The following is a 20,284-nucleotide window of genomic DNA, read 5'->3' on the forward strand; positions in this document are numbered from 1 at the left end:
TTGGAAACAAACTTATTAACATTTAGGAGGTGTATTTTTTCTTTCTAATGTAGTTGAAGCCAAATCCAAAAACAGCCAATAATACCAGTGGTAATAGGATGTTTATAAGCTGCCATTTTGTTTTTTGAGCAGTTATTTTTTGCTGATCTAAGAATGCAACAGCTATTTCCTTTGATCGAATGTTTATAAGTCCATTGTCATCCAATAAATAATTCACGGCATTGAGCAAAAATTCTTTGTTTCCATAGGTTTGACCAGTCCATCTATCAAAGCCCAATTCTTGAGGCGCATTTCTAATCAGGTCGTTTTTTATCACATCGCCATCGGCAATAATAATCATTTTTGTAGAAGCGCTTTGGTCCTTCACATTAGCGACTTCAAAAGGTTTAATTCGATTGCTATATGCGGAGCTAAATTCACCTTCCAATAAGACGGCTAAGGTTTGATTGCCCTGATTAAATAGTTTTGGATCTTGCTCTTTAGTCACAACATCTAGGCTTACTTCACGTGGCGTACCTTCTAATTTTGTTAATGGCGCAGATTCTAGTAAGATGGTCTTTTTAATACCGTTTTTAAGCGTATCTATTTGATTTGCAAAATCAAACTTAACCAAATTGATATTATTCACAATGGGATGGTTGCTACTCGAACCCGCTAGTGGTGAATACGTCCACTTTAGATGTTGGAATTGAGACTGACTGCCTTCACCCATGGCCAATGTTATAGGTGCAGAAAATAAGGTGCTCACCATAACAGGATTAATACGCACGCCATATTTAAAAAAGAAATCTGTAAGGTTTAAATCTCTAGGTATACCTACATTGGAGCCTCTATCATTGTATAAACTATCTTTTTCCATTGCTATGGCATCAACAAGCCATAGACTTTTACCGCCATTCATGGTGTATTGGTCCAATACCAATTTCTCTTCCTCTGTGAAGGCTTCGGTGGGTTTAGCTGAAATAATTAAATCAAAAGCATTGATGCCTTCTAGTGTTTTTTGAGGACTTTGACTTACGCTATCTAACGTAAAGGGGGCTATATAATAATATTCGCCAAGTTTTTTTACAAAGTCAGCAATGTATTTGTCTTCTAATTGTTTATTGCCTTTTAAAATAGCAATCTTACGGCGTTTGGGCTTTGTTAATTTACTAAATCCATCAGCAAAAGCATATTCTAAATGTTGTACCGAATTGCTGACTAATTCTTGTTGTGTGGCGCCAATTTTATTTTTTACTAAAGGGATAATTACCGTTTGCTCATTGTAACTGGCCAGCGCCCAAGGGAAAATAACAGCTTTAGATGATTTTCCGCTTTCGGTCACACTCAATTGCATAGGTGTTAATCCGCGCTGGGTGAGTTGTTGAATCACTTGATCGCGGTTCGCATCATTAGCAAGAGGGTTAATAAAGTTGAAGAATATGTTTTGATTCTTGGCTGCAAACTCTTCGAGGAGCTGTCTGGTTTCGTTTTGTAGCCTTCTAAATTCTGAAGGAAAATCTTCGCCCTCTAAAAAGACATCAATCACAATTGGCGAATCTACATCTTCAATAAGCGCTATGGCAGATTGACTTAAGGTGTAGCGAGAATCGGCCGTTAAATCAAAGCGTTTATACACTTTGCTGCTCATAAAATTTATGGCTATTACAGCAAGAATAAGTAGTACTATGTTTTTTATAATATTATTCAAAAGTCTTTTCTAATTGATAGGTTCTTAAAGATACTACGGTATTATTTTGAAATTCTAGTTCAATGCATTCTTGAAAGGTATTTAAAGCCCCTGGTTTATAACCCAAGTTATAGTTCCATTTATCTTTTGAATTTTCCTTGATATTATCATCCCAACCATACCATTCCGCTTGTCCTAATAGCGATTCCACGTCGTTTTTTTGTTTTCCAATAAATGTACTATCGTTTACTATATTGTTTAACATTTCAAAGCGCAGTTCCGGGGTTTCTTTCCAAGCTTCTGCGTTGAAATATTTTTCATGATGGTAGCTACTAAAGATATTAATCATGGGATATAAAACATAAAAGTAGGCAATGGGCGTTAATGCTAAACTTACAAGTAGGGTTAGCCATTTGCGATTGTCAATGGTTTTTACAAACCGCCATACCAGCACAAATACGACACTAATTAAAATAATAAACGTGGGGGTTAATATCATTTTTTAGCGGGATTCAAATTTAATTTGGTTAGCATTAAAAAGAATACGGTCAGACTCAAAAAATAGATGATATCACGAGTATCAAGAACACCTCGGCTCATGCTTTTAAAATGCGTACTCATACCCAATTGGTCTATCAAACTACTAGCCATAAAATCTGCTATGCCTTCAAAACCAATATAAAAAATAAAACAAATAAATACAGCGCTTATAAATGCGACAATTTGATTATCAGATAGCGTGGAGGCAAATACGCCGATGGCCGTATATGCCGCAACCAAAAATAAAAGCCCAAAATAGGAGCCTAAAGTGCTAGCCATATCTAAATTGCCAACAGGGCTACCCAATTGATAAACCGTATAGACATAAAGTAAGGTTGGCACTAATGCGATTAATATGAGCACAAAAGCACCAAAATATTTGCCTAAAACTATATTGAAATGTGATACAGGTTTGGTTAATAATAACTCTAGGGTACCTTGTTTCTTTTCATCTGAAAAACTGCGCATAGTCACCGCCGGAATCAGGAAAATTAGTATCCAAGGTGCTAGCAAAAAGAAGGATGATAAATCGGCAAAGCCATAATTCATGATATTAAACTCACCTTTAAAGAGCCAAAGAAACAGCCCATTCAAAACTAAAAAAATGGCAATGACTAAATAACCTATGGGTGATGCAAAAAACGTACTTATTTCTTTTCTTAAAATGGCAAGCATTAACTTGTTTTTTTGATTTGGGCTAAAGGTAAAATTTTTATCATTAATATTTTTATAAAGATTGCATGATGCCCTTAAAATCTTTCACAGTGACCTGTCCCTTTGTGGGAATCATATTTTTCCAGACCCAATTATAATGATCAATGACCTGCTTGGCATTTAAATTAGGGCGTTCTCCAGTAGTATGACCATCCGCTACAATCGTAAGGTTATAATCTTTAGTGATAGCCGATTGGATGGTTGCGGCCACACAAAAGTCGGTTGCGCAGCCCGTAATATAAAGAGTATCTAGCCCTAATGTGTCTAATATTGGTTTGAGATTAGAATTGTAAAACACGTCATTGGCATACTTGTTAATACACAAATCACTAGCGTAAGTCTCTAGACTATCAAGTAAGGCCCAAGTTTTAGTACCAGGGATAAATTCATCAGTTCCAGAACCATCATGTTGAATAAAAATCACGGGGTCTTGTAAATGTCTAAATCGTCTAGCTAGCGCATTGATTCGGCTTACAACGCCTTCGGTATCATAACGAGGTGTTTTAGCTGTAAAAGAGCCATTCTGCATGTCTATGATAAGCAAGGCTTTTTTATTCATAAACGGCTATTCTAATGATTCTAATTTGTCTACACTCCAAGCTTCGGCTGGTCTGTTAAAAAGGGGTTTGGTATCGGCCCAAACATTTTTAAACAAATTTGACTTTCTATAGGTCTCCAAGTCTTGTTCTGTTTTCCAGTAGCTATAAGTGAAAAATATGGAAGGATCGGTTTTGTCACGGTAGAGTTCTAGAAATTGACACCCTTCAAAGGCTCTAATGGATGTTTTTACAGCATCAAAATTGCTTAAGAACCGGTTTATATGTTCTTCATGAAACCCCATTTTTACAATTCTAACAAACATATGGGGACCCAAAAGCTTATTCAAAATCAGATATTTTATGCACGTTAGCCGGTATATCTATACTTTTAGGGACAACCGGATTAGGAATAAACTTAATGCTTACGGCATCCATAATCCCAAGACCTAAAAGGGTAGAAGCACTGCCTACTGTATTGCTATTGCTTTTATATACCGCTATTTCTAGAAAGTTTCCGGAGTTAAAGACTACCAGTTTGCGGCCTTCATCATGCCTTTTATGTTCGGGGATATCAAAATTTACAATATCACTGTATTTTTCACGTATGCGCTTGAACGTATAATTTCGTGCTGATATTTCAAAAGCGCGTCCTTTTTGAATGGTTTCAAAAAAGCTACGCTTAATATTCGTAACCACATTGCCATAATTGTCAATATAAATTACGTTACCAATAATCTGGGTTTTATCTTCATTGACAAAAGGCACCATATTCTTGATGGGTTTAATCTCAGTAATATTTTTACCAATCACATCCAGGGTACCACCACGAGCAATATGACAAGCTACTTTTACAAAGACATCCAATACCGGAAAACTGGTTTGTATCTTTTCATGAATATTAATTTCAACAATTTTTTCTGGCGCAATTTCAGAACAAATCATACTCATAATACCATTATTGGCACAAATAAAATAATGATCATCAAGTTTAAGCGCAATATGCTTATTCTCAGCATGTATTTCTGCATCAATTCCAATAATATGAATCGTACCCTTTGGGAAACTGCTGTATCCATTTTGAATGATATATGCAGCCTCTGGAATGTTAAATGGCGATACAGAATGTGAGATATCAACAATTTTCACATCAGGTAGTTCACTATAAATGGCGCCTTTAGTAGCACCAGCAAAGTGGTCTTTTTCCCCAAAATCAGTTGTTAATGTTATGATTGCCATAGGCAAAATTGTTGATATGTTTTTAAGGTTACATCACTCAAATTTATGTATTTTTGAGTTTAAGAACAATAAGCTACAAACCTACATAATTTTTGTTTTCGTTTTGGAAATTTGAATGAAAAATATGGTTTAGTTTCGCTTATTTTTAAAAATACAAAATACGGAATAGAACAAAAATACTATTTGATCTGATGTGCTATTAATTTTAGAAATCAGATACAAGCTATTAATCTAAATTTACGCCTTTGAACGAAATTATTTTAGAACTTGAAGAGATCTCTCCAAAAGAATTTTTTGGCCCCCAAAACGTCAACATAGAACTTCTTAAAAAGTACTTTCCTAAATTAAAAATTGTAGCACGTGGTAATAAAATTAAAGCATTTGGCGATGAAGAGTTGCTGGATGAGTTTGATAGACGCATTACTATGCTGCTAAAGCATTTTGGTAAGTATAATAAACTAGATGAAAATGTTATAGAACGTGTGTTAACTAGTCAAAGTAGTGATGATTACACAACTTCAAAATCTAGCGGTGAAGTTATAGTTCACGGTGTAGGCGGGAAGCTTATCAAAGCACAGACCGCCAACCAACGAAAAATGGTTGAGCTCATGCGTAAAAATGATATGGTTTTTGCTATTGGACCTGCAGGGACCGGTAAAACCTATACAGGGGTGGCTCTTGCCGTACAAGCACTGAAAAACAAAGAGGTTAAACGTATTATATTAACGCGTCCAGCGGTGGAGGCAGGAGAGAACCTTGGATTTTTACCAGGTGATTTAAAAGAAAAATTAGATCCGTATATGCAGCCTCTTTATGATGCGTTACGTGATATGATAGCACCAGAAAAACTAGCCAGTTTTATCGAAAAAGGCACCATCCAAATAGCGCCTCTGGCGTTTATGCGTGGCCGAACACTCGATAACGCTTTTGTTATTCTTGATGAAGGTCAAAACACCACACACGCACAGATGAAAATGTTTTTAACGCGTATGGGTAAAAATGCAAAATTTCTCTTAACAGGAGATCCTGGGCAAATTGATTTACCGCGACGCACCATTTCTGGCTTAAAGGAGGCCTTACTTATTTTAAAGAATGTGGACGGTGTAGGCATGATATTTCTAGATGATAAGGATGTGATACGTCACAAATTGGTTAAAAAAGTGATTGCAGCTTATAAGAGTATCGAAAATACAGATTAAGGTTTGCTAGGTTATTAATACAACGTCAGCGTCCTATAAATGGATACCCTGCTATGTGGAGATTAAGCTATAAAATTTTTATGCCAGATGCTAAGAATGGTGAAAAAGGATTAATTTTGCCAAGCCTTTACTGGGCAAAACCTAGATAAGAAGCGTCTTAGGCGTTTTAAGTCGCCATGAAATGATCTAACAACAAGTAAAACCTAGCAACTCATAAAAAGAATCAAACCATGAGTAATACAATAACAGATACCAATTTTAAATTCCCAGGTCAAAAAAGCTTATACAAGGGTAAAGTTAGAGCTGTTTATAATATCAATGATGAAGAACTGGTCATGGTAGCCACCGATAGGCTTTCAGCATTTGATGTTGTCATGCCCAAAGGCATCCCATACAAGGGGCAAATATTAAATCAGATTGCCACTAAAATGATGGCAGCTACTGAAGATTTAGTACCCAATTGGTTAACCGCAACTCCAGACCCTAATGTGGCTGTAGGGCATTTATGTGAACCTTTTAAGGTAGAAATGGTGATTCGTGGCTATATGTCTGGTCATGCGGCTCGGGAGTACAAGGCAGGTAAGCGTATGCTTTGCGGTGTGCCAATGCCAGAGGGTATGAAGGAGAATGATGCTTTTCCAGAGCCTATAATTACACCAGCCACAAAGGCCGAAATGGGTGACCATGACGAGGATATTTCACGTGAGGACATTTTAGCAAAAGGTATTGTTAGTGAAGCTGATTATATAGTTTTAGAAGATTATACCCGTAAATTATTCCAGCGTGGTACTGAAATAGCAGCATCAAGAGGTCTTATTTTAGTCGATACAAAATATGAATTTGGAAAAACTAAAGACGGTCAAATTGTTCTAATTGATGAAATTCATACCCCTGATTCTTCACGTTATTTTTATGCTGATGGCTACCAAGAACGCCAAGACAAAGGAGAAACGCAAAAACAACTTAGTAAGGAGTTTGTGCGCCAGTGGTTAATAGCCAATAACTTTCAAGGTTTAGAAGGGCAAACTGTACCCGTTATGAGTGATGAATACATTGAAAGTGTTAGCGCACGCTATATTGAACTTTATGAAAACATTACAGGAGAAACCTTTGTTAAGGCAGATGTGAGTAATATTCAAGAACGTATTGAAACTAATGTTTTAGCTTATTTGAAGTAGGTGAATATCAAACTTTAATAAATACCTTAAAGGAATTGGTGTTTTATAAATAATAATATTAAGATAATAATGTCTAAAAAGGTTTTTGTTTCAGGTTGTTTTGATATGTTACATAGTGGGCATATTGCATTTTTTAAAGAAGCTGCGACGTTTGGAGAATTGTATGTCGGGATTGGGTCTGATGCTACTGTTGCAGAATTAAAGGGCAGACAAACTATAAATTCTGAGCAAGAGCGTATTTATATGATTAATGCCATTAGATACGTAAACGAGGCCTTTGTAAATTCCGGTTCAGGTATTTTAGATTTTAAAGAGGATCTTGTTAAGTTAAAACCCGACTATTTTATTGTTAATGAAGATGGTTTTACTCCTGAAAAACGAGAGCTCTGTGACAGTTTGGGTATTGAATTAAAACTATTGGAAAGGATACCGGAAAAAGGGTTACCAGAACGTTCAACAACGGCTATTCGGTCGGCAGGAAATTGCGCATTACCTTATAGAATTGATTTAGCCGGGACATGGATAGATCAACCATATGTATCAAAATATGGCACAGGTTGGGCCATCACCTTATCTTTAGAGCCTATTATTGAGTATAATGAAAGATGTGGTATGTCTACATCTACTCGAAATGCGGCAAAAAAAATATGGCCATATTATTTACCATTGGACAAGCCTAAAAAGTTGGCAGAAATCTTGTTTAAGTATGAAAACGATCCGGGATCAACCATGATTTCTGGCGCGCAAGATGCTATTGGCATTTGTATGCCAGGTTTGGTGCGGCATAAATATGATAACGCCTATTGGCCAATTGATTTTGAATCCATCCATAATGAATCAGTGCTTTCATGGTTAGAAGATCATATTTATATGCGCTTGTTATGGCCAAGAGAACCAGGTTTGCATCTTTTGAAAGAGACCCATATCAATGAAAATAATGTAAAGGCACTTGCCCATGCTGCTGATGAGGTCTGGGAAGCCATTAAAAATAAGGACCTACAAAAATTTGCTGAGAGTTTTTTGAAATCGTTTCATGCGCAAACCAAGATGTTTCCAGCCATGGTTAATGATAGGATTCATAATGAAATTGCTAAATATAAAGACGACGTCTTAGCATGGAAATTAGCAGGTGCAGGCGGAGGAGGTTACTTAATTTTGGTGTCCGATAAACCTGTAGAAGGCGCCATGCGTATTAAAATTAGAAGAAAGGAAACGTTTTAAGTACCATACGGCTCGAATGACAAAATAGTATAAAAGACCTTGCTTTGCAGCAAGGTCTTTTTTGTTTTTTATATAAGTTTTGTTGGCATTAAAAGAATTAACATGGTCATGTGTTTTATCTGAATAGGTTCTGGGGATTAGATTTTTTAATAGTTTAGACTGAGAATTACTTAGATATTTGAATGCGATTTATTTATCTTGTTAATTGTTAAGTCATAAGGCTACCCACGGTCAGCGCCTATTGCCACGACCTTTTTGTTTAGATTTTTTTATAACGGGCAGAACGACACTAAAAGTGCTTGTAATATAAAAAGTAAGCTAAAGGGGAGTACTAAATAGCCCATAATGTCACGGGCTTGTATTTTTATACCAGCCGCCATGACGGGTAAGACTAGTAATAAATAGAACGGTTGTAATAAGTTACTTAAACTTTCACCATAGGCTACAGACATTGAGGCTCTAGAAATCATGGCGGTAACAGTTTCATTGGGTAAACCATTCCCTATTTCTTTAACCGCGTTAATAATACTCGGCCCAACCACAGCAAATTCACCACCAGCAGAAGGTATGGCAAAATTGACAAATGCTCCAGTGATATAAGCAAAAAACGGATAGGTATTTACACTAGCTTGGGCGGCTAATATTTGTCCTAGTTTTTCACCCAGTCCCGTATATATCATTATGCCCATAATACCTTCGTAGAACGGGTACTGAAATAAAATACCTGATATATTGCTGCTTGCCTTTTTCATTGATATCACATAGCGCATCGGGGTTCTATGCAGTAAGACCCCTGCAATTATGAATATGAAAATCATGATATTGAAATTCAAATCAAAGCCTTTTGTTTTAAAATGATAAAAGATATACGTCAAGCCCATTATGACAAGAATTAAAGGCAGTACATGACTGTTGTTTATAATGTCAGAATAGGATTTAAAAGGTAATTTTAAACTTAAAGCCTCTTCTTTTATGGTTGGGGTTTTTGCGGCTTGTTTAGCAATCATTAAATCTGTTATTTCTTTATTTTGGGCATGCTTTGGTCGCAGAAGCACTAATAGCAGTGGTGTGGCAATGAGTAGGGTTATAATCATTGTAATATTTAGGGTGGACCCCAAGGTATATGCCGTTGGAATAACATGTGTGAGTACCCCTGATTGAATCAAAAAATTACCTTCCGTGTTGAGGAGCAAGGGAATTGAACTTGAAAATCCAGCCACCCAAATACCACAAGATATGTAAACACAGCCAATTAAATAGGGATAGTTTATCCCCTTGACACGTAAAGCTAAAGCTCTTGCTAGTACGCAGGTAATAACCACCCATCCAAAACTTACAAGGGTCAATAATGAGCCTATAATAATCACGAAGATGTTGACCTGTTTTGGCGTATGTATATACTTGGTAAACGCATCTATACCTTTTTTTATAATAGGGGATAGGGCAATGCTAAATCCTGTAATAATGATAAGCACAACTTGCATAGCAAATGCTAATAAATCAAAAAAACCATCATACCATGCCGTTATTATTTTTAAAGGGGTAGCGCCAATCCAAAGGAAAGCAGTAAGGGCAGTTATCAACGTTAAGAGCATTGCAAATACAAATGCGTTGGGCATATATTTTAAAAACAGATGCGTGAGTTTTTCTCCTAGTTTATCAATCATAATTTACGTTTAAATCCCCATTATATTTCGCAAATGTATTTATACGCTTGCGCCATCAATTTCCCTTTAGGTAAATGGTTTAAGTAGATAAGCTAAGTTATAATTTAAAAATGACACCAAAAGGTGCCTATTTTTTATAGAATTTCCAGGAGCTTTCAAAATTTTTATCCAATGGTATGTCCATAAGTAAAGCCCTAACCATTTCCACGGGCATATTATTTTCATGTAAGATGGTATCATGAAATGTTTTGTAGGTCATTTTACCACTATCTACCAATTCTGTTTTTAGCTTATAAAATTGCAGAGCACCTATCATATAAGCTATTTGGTATAATGGGCCGTAATTACCGGTAAAAGAACGTCTTACTTCGCCTTCAGCGGTGGCGCGTTCATGACCAACCTTGTCCACTAAATAGTCAATACATTGCTGTGGGGTCCAAGCTCCTAAATGGTAGTTAAGCGAAAAGATAATGCGTGCGCAACGGTGCATTCTCCAAAATAACATACCTATACGGTCTTCAGGTGACTGCGCGAAGCCTTCATCCCATAGAATCATTTCCCAATATAAAGCCCATCCTTCACCCCAAAAAGGCGTGTTATAAAATCGATACGCCTTGTATCTTTTGTTCATAAATTGCTGTAAATGATGACCAGCTATGAGTTCATGGTGCAATACTGCCCTTGCAAAATGTGGGTTATTACCTCTCAAACTCATTAATTTGTCTTCATGGCTCATACTATTTGTTGGATAGGCAATTTGAAGTTCTTCACCGCCTAAGAAAAATGGTGCAATTAATTGACGTTTGGGTGAAAGCATAGTCATCCGCCAAGTTTCCTCAGCAATAGTTGGTATTGTAAGGAGATCCTTTGATTTTAGAAAGGTTACAGATTCATTGTAAAGCTTGTACATGGCTGCGGGTTGCTGACCTACTGGCACATAGGATTGTTTTATTTTTTCCTGAGCATCTTTCCAGTGGTCGCCAAAGCCCATATCATTAGAGGCTTTTAATAGTTCTGTTTCACACCAAGCAAACTCTTTCATGGCTATTTCAACCAGTTCTTCAGGCGTATAGGGAATCATTTCATTTTTAAGACGCCTGAGAATTTCTGTCTTTCCTATTGGATTTCCTCGTATGCCGCTGCCATCATCTTTTGGCATTGTACTATAGTCAACCTTAGATTTTATGAGCTCTGCATAATCTTCCAAGGCATTGTTCAAGGTTTTATAGGGCGTTTCAACCCACCATGTGAATTGAGGATCATAATTATTATAAAACTCATAGACCCTTTTTAATGCCATTTTTTGTCCTGAAATAATGCCTACGGCTCTTTTTGTCAAAGCTTTTGAAAACGTAATATTACCGGCTTTTAGGGTTTCTGAATGCCTGTGTAAAGTATCTGTTATGCTATTTAGTTGACCAGCAACTTTTACCCAATCCATTTGTTTTCCTCGTCTTCTTTGCTTTTCAAGCTCATAGAGTGGTTCCCCAAAACCTATCCATTTATAGAGTAAATCGTATTCTTTTTGTTCCGTACTGAGCTCAAATAATTTAATTACAAGGTGTTGCTTAATTAATATATAATCCACTTTGCCATCTCTCGATAATTGATCAAATTGAAGCGCATCAAGTTTTGAAATATAGTCTTTGGAGAGTGTTTCAAATCGCTTTCTTTTTTCAGGAGAATTTTGAATAACATAAAACCGAGATAAACTATTATAATCTTGTTGATATGTATTTGCTAATTGAAACAGCTCACTAATAGGTTTTTGATTATTTGAGGGTTTCTGTGCATTGGATTTTTCAGCACTAATTACAAGGAAGCAAATCGTAATTATGAAGTGTAATACTGTTTTCATCTTTATCATTTTTAATTATGAGCTGATTATTTTAATATAACATAGGACCGCTAAACCCAATACAAGTAATGCCAACGACATTTTGCGCTTATAAGCATACTGGGTCAATACACTTGTTAATAGACCCATTATCAAAGTGATAAGCAGTGTAGATGACAGGATTAAACGCGGACCAATAGCAAGCGGCAAGAATTTTATCATGGGGGCTAAAATAACAAGCATTGGTACAGCCAATACGGTTGTACTAAGTAGTGTTGGTTTATTTGTTTTGATCATGAGTAACAAACTAATTAAAGCACAGAAAACAGGTATGATAAAATAAGCGGCGCCTTTTAAATATAGGGCAATAGGGATGTTTAATAAAATCCAAAACAGTAAAGGAGCAACAAGGTAACTAGTTTGCTTTGCTTCAAACCGACAACCGAAGGCTAGAAGTTGCATGTATATGGCCATGCAGATAAGAACAAAAGCCAATGTATACAGGTGTCCATAAAGCGGAAACCGGGAGGCATTTAAATCAGGAAAGAGTTTTACACCTAGGTATCCAATACCACCCGAGAGTAATAGCCCCAATAAAAATACCAGAAATCCTATGCCAATGGCTTTCCAAGACAATTTATTTAAATGAAACCCGTAAAAAAGAAGTCCTATGAAAACAATTATGGATAGAAACAATGCCGGTAAAATTAAACCGTAGGAATATTTAAGCATGCCTATTACGGGAATGTTAAAAAATACAACATCATTCTTAGTTTTAATTTGGGCGAGATCGGTATTAGCACAGACTTCTATTAAAGGAAGCAAATAAAAGCCCTGATGTTGTACAGATTTCAAACTTGTATGCTCATAATTATCACTAGGGCGATGGTAGTTATGATGCTCGTCTATAAAAGCAAAAAGAAAGCCATCAATATCTAGCTTTTCTCTTAAAACACTTGAATCACCATCATTAGGCATCCGTTTATAAATACTGTAGAACAGGGAGGTCCCTAACGGGTATTTTAAGCCTGCTTTAGTATATAGTGCCATCATGTTGGCATTTCCGTTATTTGTTTCAACCAAGGTAAAACTCGGTCCTGCTGTACCCCGGGCTTCTAAATTAATGGCAAATCCTACTTCTTTTGCCCATGGATGTTTATTTGCAAAAAGTTTGGCACCTAGTAGGCCTTGTTCTTCGCCATCAGTGAAAAGGATAATAATATCATTTAAGGCCTTTTTTCCAGTTGATAAATGCGCCCGAATAGCCTCTAAAACAGAGGCAACGCCACTAGCATCATCAGCAGCACCGTAGGAGTATTGGGCACTATCATAATGTGATAAAACTAATAATGCTTTGCCTTTTTTAGTACCTTTAATTCTAGCAATTATATTGTTTAGTTCAATGTTTTTATTGGCTTCATAACGTGATTTTGCCGAATCTGTTTGAATTTGAAATTCCAGTCCTAATGCGGTTAATTGCGACGTGACATAGTTTTTAACTAATTTTATTTCTGGACTTCCCGAGGGGTGAATGGTTTTACTCATGGCCTTGATATGGCGGGCAGCTCTTTCAGCCGAAAACGCAGTCTCAGGTGCATTGCTCGGTACAATACTTCGCGGCATTAATGTATAATAGCTTAGTAATACCGATAGAATCAGTATGACCAGGGAAATTCCAGTATTACGGTTTTTTATATGCATGGTTTAACTTCTAGATCTAACTAGTGAATGGCATTAAAGTGATGTTTTAAATTAGCGCAAGCCGAGGCCCTAAGACTATGGTTTGTTATCTATATTTTTAGAATTACGCATAGTCCATATGGTCCTAAATGGTATTACTCCCTTTTTCTCTTCTTTAAATATACACAGTTTACTTCTCTAATTAGTCATCGATATAAGGACCATGAGAAGCGTTCAATACATCTTCTAAGCTATCTAAAGATTTTTGAATACCACTTAATTCATCTTCTGCCTTTGATATCATTTGGTCTATAATTTGAATTTGCTTTTTATTCGTTTCTGTTGGTCCATAGGTAGAACGACCCAAACTCAGATAAATAGTGAAAATCTTTTCCATTACAGTGGGTGGGTTTTTTTCTCCTATTTCTAGTTTTGCCTGGTTACCATAGAACGCCGTTTTTAACGTATTGTATTGATTTTTTACGGCTTCCAATTTAACCAGACCTTGCTCAGGATGTACTGTACTTTGCATTAAGGCTTTAGACATAGCTTTTATTTTTTGCTCGGTTTTGGTTAGGGCTTTATCTATGGCACTAGCTCTTTTGGCGGTAGCTTCATAAGTACGCCAAAAATCGGAAGCTTCTTCTGGTGACGCCCCTTCAAGAGATCCTTTATAAAGAGGTTTGACATTAAATTCTACAGGTTGGTCGAGCTGTTTTACCGAGCCATTATGTGCCAAATACATGGATGTAGTATAGACCCCGGGCGCAGCTAATAATCCTTTATTTTGATCTGAAATGTTCTTCGGTTTTCCTTCTTTTAGTGCTATGGGATTATGATTAGGATATCTTAAATCCCAGGCGGTTCTATTCACCCCAGATTTTGCATCTTTATAAATGGTTCTTACTACCTCGCCAGATTTGTTTTTTACTACAAAAATAAGCTGAGGTTTTTGTTCAAGTTTTTCCGCTTCTAGGGCTTCCCATCCTGAAAAAGGAATGTTGTCGTTTTTAAGACTTTCTTCCTTGGTTTGGCGCTCCTTTTTTTTCATTATGGGCGCCTCTTTTAGGTAATAGGTAAAGATAGCCCCAAACTCAGGGTTAGCTGCTACAAAGTGCGAGTCACCTTGACTTCCTTTGTCTTTTTCAAAACTTAGGTGCGACTGCTCAATGTACCACCAGGCATCTCGTATAGGAAATAATTTCGCTTCAGAATTTAAATCAGATTCTGTTACCTGTCTTAAAGCCGAAAAATCATCAAGAATATAAAAACCACGACCAAAAGATGCTGCTACCAAATCATTTTCCCTTTTTTGTATGGCCAAATCTCTAAAAGAAATTGTGGGCACATTACCTTTTAAAGCCGTCCATGTTACACCATGATTCACTGAAAAGAATAAGCCAAATTCAGTACCTATAAATAATAGGTTAGGAGCCATGTGATCTTGAACCAAGCGCCAAACTAAATGATTGTCTGGAATATTATCTGATAACGATTTCCATGATTTTCCTTTATTAGTACTTTTGAATAAATAAGGTTTGAAGTCCCCATACTTATGATTGTCCAAAGCCACATATACAACATTCGCATCATGTAGGTCGGCTTTAATATCATTTACAAAGGCAGTACTTGGTACATTTGGTAATTGACTTACCTTGATTTGTCGCCAATTATCGCCGTCATTTTCGGTAATGTTAATATAGCCATCATCAGTTCCTGCATAAATCAGACCTTTTTGCTGAGGTGATTCTGAAAGCGATGTAATGGTATTATAGTTAGACATGGCATAAACATCCCAAGCATTGTCCCAAGATTGTTGTTTGCCCATTATGGGTAATGTAAGTCGCTCTTCGTTTTTAGTTAAGTCTCCAGATATGGCGGTCCAAGAATCACCGCGGTTTTCCGATTTCCAAACGCGTTGGGAAGCAAAATAAATAGTTGAAGGTTTATGAGGACTTACCAAAATTGGTGCATCCCAATTAAAACGCTCAATAGCGTCCCCTGGTTCAGGTTGAGGTTGAATGTCTACAGCTTCTCCCGTTTTCATATCTAAACGCGACAGTGTGCCTTCTTGACGCTCAGCATATACAATATTAAGATTTCCGGGTTCGGTAGCCGGTTGGTGACCATCCCAATTTAAAACTACACGCCAATCACTATTCTGAATGCCATGAAGGTTGTTTGTGCGCGACGGACCTCTTTCGGTACTGTTATCTTGTGTTCCCCCGTAAATATTATAAAAGGGCTTTGCATCATCAACGGCGAGTTTATAGAATTGCGTCACGGGTAAGTTTTCAATATATTTCCATGATTTGGTTAAATCAAAGGATTCGTATAAGCCCCCATCGGTTCCTACTAAAAGGTAATTAGGATCATTTTTTCTAAAAGCGATGGCGTGATTATCCCCATGCTTATTTTTGTTATTCATTCTGTAAAAGGTTTTTCCGCCATCCTCAGAAATTTGCATGGTATTATCCATAAGATACAATCGATCTTTTTGATGTGGTGAAGCAAATAATTCTTGATAGTAATGCGGTCCTGTACCCCCCGTTATTGTATTAGATTGTTTTGTCCAAGAACTTCCGCCATCATTAGAGCGGTATAAACCACCTTTTTTGCGGTCTAATTCAAGAGCAGCATATAGCACGTCTGGATTTTGCGGCGAAATAGTTAAGCCTGTTTTTCCAAAACCAGTTTTAGGTAAACCATTGGTTAATTTCTCCCAGGAATCACCGCCATCATCACTGCGATATAATGCAGATCCTGGGCCATTACCCATGTAAGCGGCTACCGTTCTATGACGTTGCCAGGTAGCGGCATACATTCTATCTGGGTTTCTGGGGTCATAAACTAATTCGGTAACACCAGTCCATGCATCATCCCCAAGTGTTTTTGTCCAAGTTTTACCGGCATCGATACTCTTATACAAGCCGCGTTCATCCCCTTTGTTCCAAAGTGGGCCTTGCGCGGTTACCCAAATGACATTACTGTTTTCAGGGTGCACAATCACCCGTGAAATGTGTTGTGTTTTTTTAAGACCCATATTGGTCCATGTTTTACCGCCGTTGGTACTTCTATAAACCCCATCACCAAAACCAACATGGCGTCCGCCAACATCTTCACCAGTGCCTACCCATATAGTTTCTGGTCTATTAGGATCTATGCTAACGCATCCAATGGAGTAGGAGGTTTCATTCTCAAAAATAGGTTTCCAAGTGGTTCCTGAGTTTTCTGTTTTCCATACCCCACCTGAACCAACCGCCACATACCATATGTTTTCATTTTTTGGATGAATAGCAATATCTGATATACGACCACTCATAAATGCCGGTCCAATACTTCTTAAAGCTAAGCCTTTAAAAACTGCGTTTTCTGAGTCCTCTTGCTTTGCATCTTGAGCATAACTTGTGAAGGGATTTAGACCAATAAGGAAAATTAAACAAAGAATAGTTCTAATTTTTGTCATGATTTTGAATGATTTTTTGTGGGTTAAAGATTGCGTAGGTCCCGTGCGTTTTATGTATAGCATATGCGTAATTGGGAAGTAAAATGGATTATTCAACTAATTTAACAAATACAATCCAAACTAAAAACTAGATAGAATGATATTAAAAAGTACTTGTAGAAGCATCTCTTTTTATCCTCTGGGCAAATACCTAGTACATGCGGTATACCTGGGAAATCACCGTGTACCCCTATTTAGAGGTGATTAACTAAGGCTATCAATGGTCGTAGAGCTTGTAAGAGCAGTGTAATTCTAAGTCAATGAAGCTTAAGTATTCTAATACATGCAGGGGGCTATGGTAATGGATTTGCAGCAATATGTTTTCAGTTAAGTTGCTCAATAACTTTGATAAGCTTTGCTTGAACTTCAGCAGCTAGGCCGCCTAAATCTTTATTTTCAACTGAACTCATGGAAGCCATTGGATCTACAGCAGAGACTTCAATCTCACCATTGTCATGTTCTTCCACAACGACATTACAAGGCAATAAAACCCCAATTTTATCCTCGCTTTGTAATGCTTTGTGTGCAAAATGGGGATTACAGGCCCCTAAGATTTTGTACTTTTTGAAGTCGACATCAATTTTCTTTTTTAAGGTGTCTTGTACATCAATTTCAGTTAATACACCAAACCCCTCTGTTTTTAATGCTTCAGTCACCTGTTCAATAGCTTCATCGAAACGTCTACCTTTTAAGACGGTATTAAAATAATAGCTCATAAATATCTTTTTACAATGGATTGGTTTAAATATAATAAAAAGTGAGCAGTATCGGGCTGGAATAATGGGGTGAGATTGGTATCATAGTTTAAAAGAAATTAGGTCATATAAAAACCGCTCGGCCTTTTGAGATGACGGAGCGGTTTTATAAACTAACCAAACTAACCATATGAAAACTTTACTATTATGAGCCATTTTATTGAGTTAGGCTTCTCTTTTAATTGTGCTTTTGTTTTTATTTCTATTCAAATATACATCAAGCATGCAAGTTGTTTTGATAGAAACCAGGTGAAACGACCAATAAACTATTTGAAATGACCTAAAGGGTTGGTGTAATGTTTGGAGGTACTAGTGAGATAGGTAGCTGTGGTTTTAAAGAAATATAAGTCCTATTACGCCTATCGGTTAGTGTATGAAGCGTGGCCTGCCGATAGGCGGGGCAATTATTTCATATACATTGTTGGCATTAGTTTATTCTATGTTTTCATATTCTAAGACATTGATAAACTTCTGAATCAGGTGAAAATTTTCATGTTCGTTAAAAATATCAATATCAAAATGCTCCTTTCGTATAGTTTCATTCGCTATTCTCATTTTTTTGAGCATAGGAATAATACTCTTTAGGTATCTATTGTAATAACCAATTAAATCATTTTTCTTGTTTGGTATTTTGTATCCGTATTTTCCTTCAATACTAACTATTATTATTCCCTTATACCTAAGAGATGAGATTATTTCTCTTACATATTCTACTGTGGCTTTAGGATGTACTCTTCTTATTATATCGACTAAATCATGAGTTTCTGCAAGCCTATACGGGTCTGTCTTAAACACCAATAATAGGTGTTTCAGAAGTTCTGATTCCTCAATAGATGTTTCATTTTGGCTTAGTTTTTTTTGTACTATATCAATACATAACTTTGCTACTTTTTTATCTGAAATATCGAGTTCCTTGTTGTATTTCCCCAAATATTGAGAAGTGGAGTTTGGGAAAAAATCGACAAAAAGGCAGTCATTAATAGCATCAAAAATTTTATCAGCATTTTTATCCTTGTGGCTAGTGCAATAAATTTTACCAACCGAACCAGAGAATAAGTCAGCAAGTTGAATTAATGGTTCTTCGAATTTGTCATCAGCAATTACATACTTTCTGTCAGGATTAAAAAGGGTAGGTGAAAAAACTCTATTTGAAATATAATTTCTAAGACTATTTTGAAATTCTTGACCACCAAGTTTATCAAAATATATTTCAAAGCTTTCGTATTTCTCAACGAATTGAGTTAAAAACAGTCGCTGAAAAAATTTATAAAAAACAGTTTTATCCTCAAGATTCTTGTTGTCAATTTTTCGTTTGTCAATTACGAGACTAAATATTGCAAAAGGAACTTCTTTTATTTTTGATATAATAGCCAGACGGTTATCTATATTTAGTTTGCTGGATTTTAGTGGAGAACCTTCTCTGTACTTTTTAGATAGTTCTTCTCTAATGTCTTTTGCTTTTTCTAAATCATTACCGTCAATTACAAAAGCAGTATATATAAAATGGGAAAAAGTTCCTTTTTTCGATTCTGTGTCGAGGTGGGAGTTTCCAAACTCATCAAAATATATAAATGCTTTTGTATTCATTTTTTAATTAATGCTAACTTTAAATGATATACGTCCGTTTTAATGGCTTATATCAGGCGATATGCGAAGTTATGTTTTTAAGCACAGAAAGTCATTATTTACCACATTATATGAAAGAAAAGTTGTCAACTATTAAAAGTTGAAAACCTTTTTCTAATACAAGTTTCAGGTAAATAAGTCATAGGTTGTACAAGAAGAAAAGCGAACAAAAAAAACCGCACAGCCTTTAAGAAGACTGCGCGGTTTTAGATGTATTAAATAGACTTATGCCAAAAGGCTAAATTACTTTGGTTTCTAAAAGTTCTGTGAGGACGTCTTTAAAAACAGGTACAGGTTGAGCCCCGGTGACCGCGCTTTTATTGTTAAACACGATGGTTGGGACAGAATTGACCCCTAAATTTCGCCAATAGTCCTGTTTGCTTCTTACGGCGAGACGAGCTTCATCATTATCTAATTGTGATAAGGCTTCTTCAGCATTTAGCCCAACATCTAGCAAGGCTTGCCTTAAAATAGCTTTTTGAGAAACATCTTTTCTTTCGCTAAAAAAGGCTTTTGTTAATTGCATTTTTAGAGCCGTTTGTTTGCCAAATTTTTGGGCATACTCCAATAATACATGCGCTTCAAAGGTATTGACCATGCGCATGTCATCATAATAATCAAATGTAAAACCAAGTTCAGCACCAGCTTCTGCCATTTGCTGCTGTGAGGCTTTTTGCTGTTCTAAAGTAGCGCCATACTTTTCGGCAATATGCTCTTGTACATTTTGACCTTCAGGCGGCATAGCAGGGTTTAACTCAAAAGGTTGCCATGTGATCTCTATCTGGTCCTGAATACCGAGTTCTGTAATCGCTTTTTCCAAACGTTTATAGCCAATGGTACACCATGGGCAAACCACATCAGAAACAATATCTATTTTTAATTTATCAGTCATAATTATTCTTTTATTTCAATTTAAAA

General features: G+C 36.4%; 16 protein-coding genes. 3 read left to right on the forward strand and 13 right to left on the reverse strand.

Going from position 1 to position 20,284, the window contains the following annotated elements; all coding sequences use genetic code 11:
- Positions 1 to 22 precede the first annotated feature (22 nt).
- From gldG to IE051_RS15520, 6 genes are read right to left on the reverse strand one after another with little or no spacing between them, the layout of a single operon-like run.
- Positions 23 to 1,630 (reverse strand): gliding motility-associated ABC transporter substrate-binding protein GldG, encoded by a 1,608-nt coding sequence (gene gldG / locus IE051_RS15495; protein WP_229796844.1) that lies wholly within the window; start codon positions 1,628 to 1,630, stop codon positions 23 to 25.
- 52 nt (positions 1,631 to 1,682) lie between these two features.
- Positions 1,683 to 2,168, reverse strand: a complete 486-nt coding sequence (locus tag IE051_RS15500; RefSeq protein WP_189362321.1) for a hypothetical protein — start codon at positions 2,166 to 2,168, stop codon at positions 1,683 to 1,685.
- Positions 2,165 to 2,884 (reverse strand): gliding motility-associated ABC transporter permease subunit GldF, encoded by a 720-nt coding sequence (gldF, locus tag IE051_RS15505; protein WP_189362322.1) that lies wholly within the window; start codon positions 2,882 to 2,884, stop codon positions 2,165 to 2,167. Before gldF ends, IE051_RS15500 begins: the two co-directional genes overlap by 4 nt.
- Positions 2,885 to 2,936: 52 nt before the next feature.
- Positions 2,937 to 3,482: an isochorismatase family protein gene (locus IE051_RS15510; protein WP_189362323.1), complete on the reverse strand. Its 546-nt coding sequence runs from the start codon at positions 3,480 to 3,482 to the stop codon at positions 2,937 to 2,939.
- A gap of 6 nt (positions 3,483 to 3,488) precedes the next feature.
- Positions 3,489 to 3,785 (reverse strand): putative quinol monooxygenase, encoded by a 297-nt coding sequence (locus IE051_RS15515; protein WP_189362447.1) that lies wholly within the window; start codon positions 3,783 to 3,785, stop codon positions 3,489 to 3,491.
- A gap of 16 nt (positions 3,786 to 3,801) precedes the next feature.
- Positions 3,802 to 4,698 carry an SAM hydrolase/SAM-dependent halogenase family protein gene (locus IE051_RS15520; RefSeq protein ID WP_189362324.1) on the reverse strand — a complete coding sequence of 299 codons (897 nt, stop codon included), beginning with the start codon at positions 4,696 to 4,698 and terminating at the stop codon, positions 3,802 to 3,804.
- 245 nt (positions 4,699 to 4,943) lie between these two features.
- Here IE051_RS15520 and IE051_RS15525 point away from each other — a divergent pair, with 245 nt between their 5' ends.
- From IE051_RS15525 to IE051_RS15535, 3 genes are all read left to right on the forward strand, one after another.
- Complete coding sequence (locus IE051_RS15525; protein WP_189362325.1) at positions 4,944 to 5,897, forward strand: PhoH family protein; 954 nt, start codon at positions 4,944 to 4,946, stop codon at positions 5,895 to 5,897.
- A gap of 230 nt (positions 5,898 to 6,127) precedes the next feature.
- Positions 6,128 to 7,075 carry a phosphoribosylaminoimidazolesuccinocarboxamide synthase gene (locus IE051_RS15530; RefSeq protein WP_189362326.1) on the forward strand — a complete coding sequence of 316 codons (948 nt, stop codon included), beginning with the start codon at positions 6,128 to 6,130 and terminating at the stop codon, positions 7,073 to 7,075.
- Between the two features lie 69 nt (positions 7,076 to 7,144).
- Positions 7,145 to 8,296: an FAD synthase family protein gene (locus tag IE051_RS15535; RefSeq protein ID WP_189362327.1), complete on the forward strand. Its 1,152-nt coding sequence runs from the start codon at positions 7,145 to 7,147 to the stop codon at positions 8,294 to 8,296.
- A gap of 269 nt (positions 8,297 to 8,565) precedes the next feature.
- Here the strand turns inward: IE051_RS15535 and IE051_RS15540 are convergent, their stop codons facing one another.
- The 7 genes from IE051_RS15540 to IE051_RS15570 all read right to left on the reverse strand — a co-directional run bounded on the left by IE051_RS15540 (position 8,566) and on the right by IE051_RS15570 (position 20,258).
- Positions 8,566 to 9,963: a TIGR00366 family protein gene (locus IE051_RS15540; protein ID WP_189362328.1), complete on the reverse strand. Its 1,398-nt coding sequence runs from the start codon at positions 9,961 to 9,963 to the stop codon at positions 8,566 to 8,568.
- A gap of 127 nt (positions 9,964 to 10,090) precedes the next feature.
- Positions 10,091 to 11,821 carry a DUF885 family protein gene (locus IE051_RS15545; RefSeq protein WP_189362329.1) on the reverse strand — a complete coding sequence of 577 codons (1,731 nt, stop codon included), beginning with the start codon at positions 11,819 to 11,821 and terminating at the stop codon, positions 10,091 to 10,093.
- Positions 11,822 to 11,836: 15 nt separating this feature from the next.
- The gene (locus tag IE051_RS15550) at positions 11,837 to 13,501 is read right to left on the reverse strand and encodes a M20/M25/M40 family metallo-hydrolase (RefSeq protein ID WP_189362330.1); all 1,665 of its coding nucleotides are present in this window, start codon (positions 13,499 to 13,501) and stop codon (positions 11,837 to 11,839) included.
- A gap of 181 nt (positions 13,502 to 13,682) precedes the next feature.
- A complete protein-coding gene (locus tag IE051_RS15555) occupies positions 13,683 to 16,946 on the reverse strand; it encodes a WD40/YVTN/BNR-like repeat-containing protein (RefSeq protein ID WP_189362331.1) in 3,264 nt (1,087 codons plus the stop codon).
- A 362-nt stretch (positions 16,947 to 17,308) separates the two neighbouring features.
- Positions 17,309 to 17,701 carry a DUF302 domain-containing protein gene (locus IE051_RS15560; protein WP_189362332.1) on the reverse strand — a complete coding sequence of 131 codons (393 nt, stop codon included), beginning with the start codon at positions 17,699 to 17,701 and terminating at the stop codon, positions 17,309 to 17,311.
- A 471-nt stretch (positions 17,702 to 18,172) separates the two neighbouring features.
- Complete coding sequence (locus IE051_RS15565) at positions 18,173 to 19,327, reverse strand: DUF3800 domain-containing protein (RefSeq protein WP_189362333.1); 1,155 nt, start codon at positions 19,325 to 19,327, stop codon at positions 18,173 to 18,175.
- Positions 19,328 to 19,604: 277 nt separating this feature from the next.
- Positions 19,605 to 20,258 carry a DsbA family oxidoreductase gene (locus IE051_RS15570; RefSeq protein ID WP_189362334.1) on the reverse strand — a complete coding sequence of 218 codons (654 nt, stop codon included), beginning with the start codon at positions 20,256 to 20,258 and terminating at the stop codon, positions 19,605 to 19,607.
- Between the last annotated feature and the right edge of the window lie 26 nt (positions 20,259 to 20,284).

The sequence above is a fragment of the Algibacter mikhailovii genome, from assembly GCF_014651495.1.
GTDB classification, from domain to species: domain Bacteria; phylum Bacteroidota; class Bacteroidia; order Flavobacteriales; family Flavobacteriaceae; genus Algibacter_E; species Algibacter_E mikhailovii.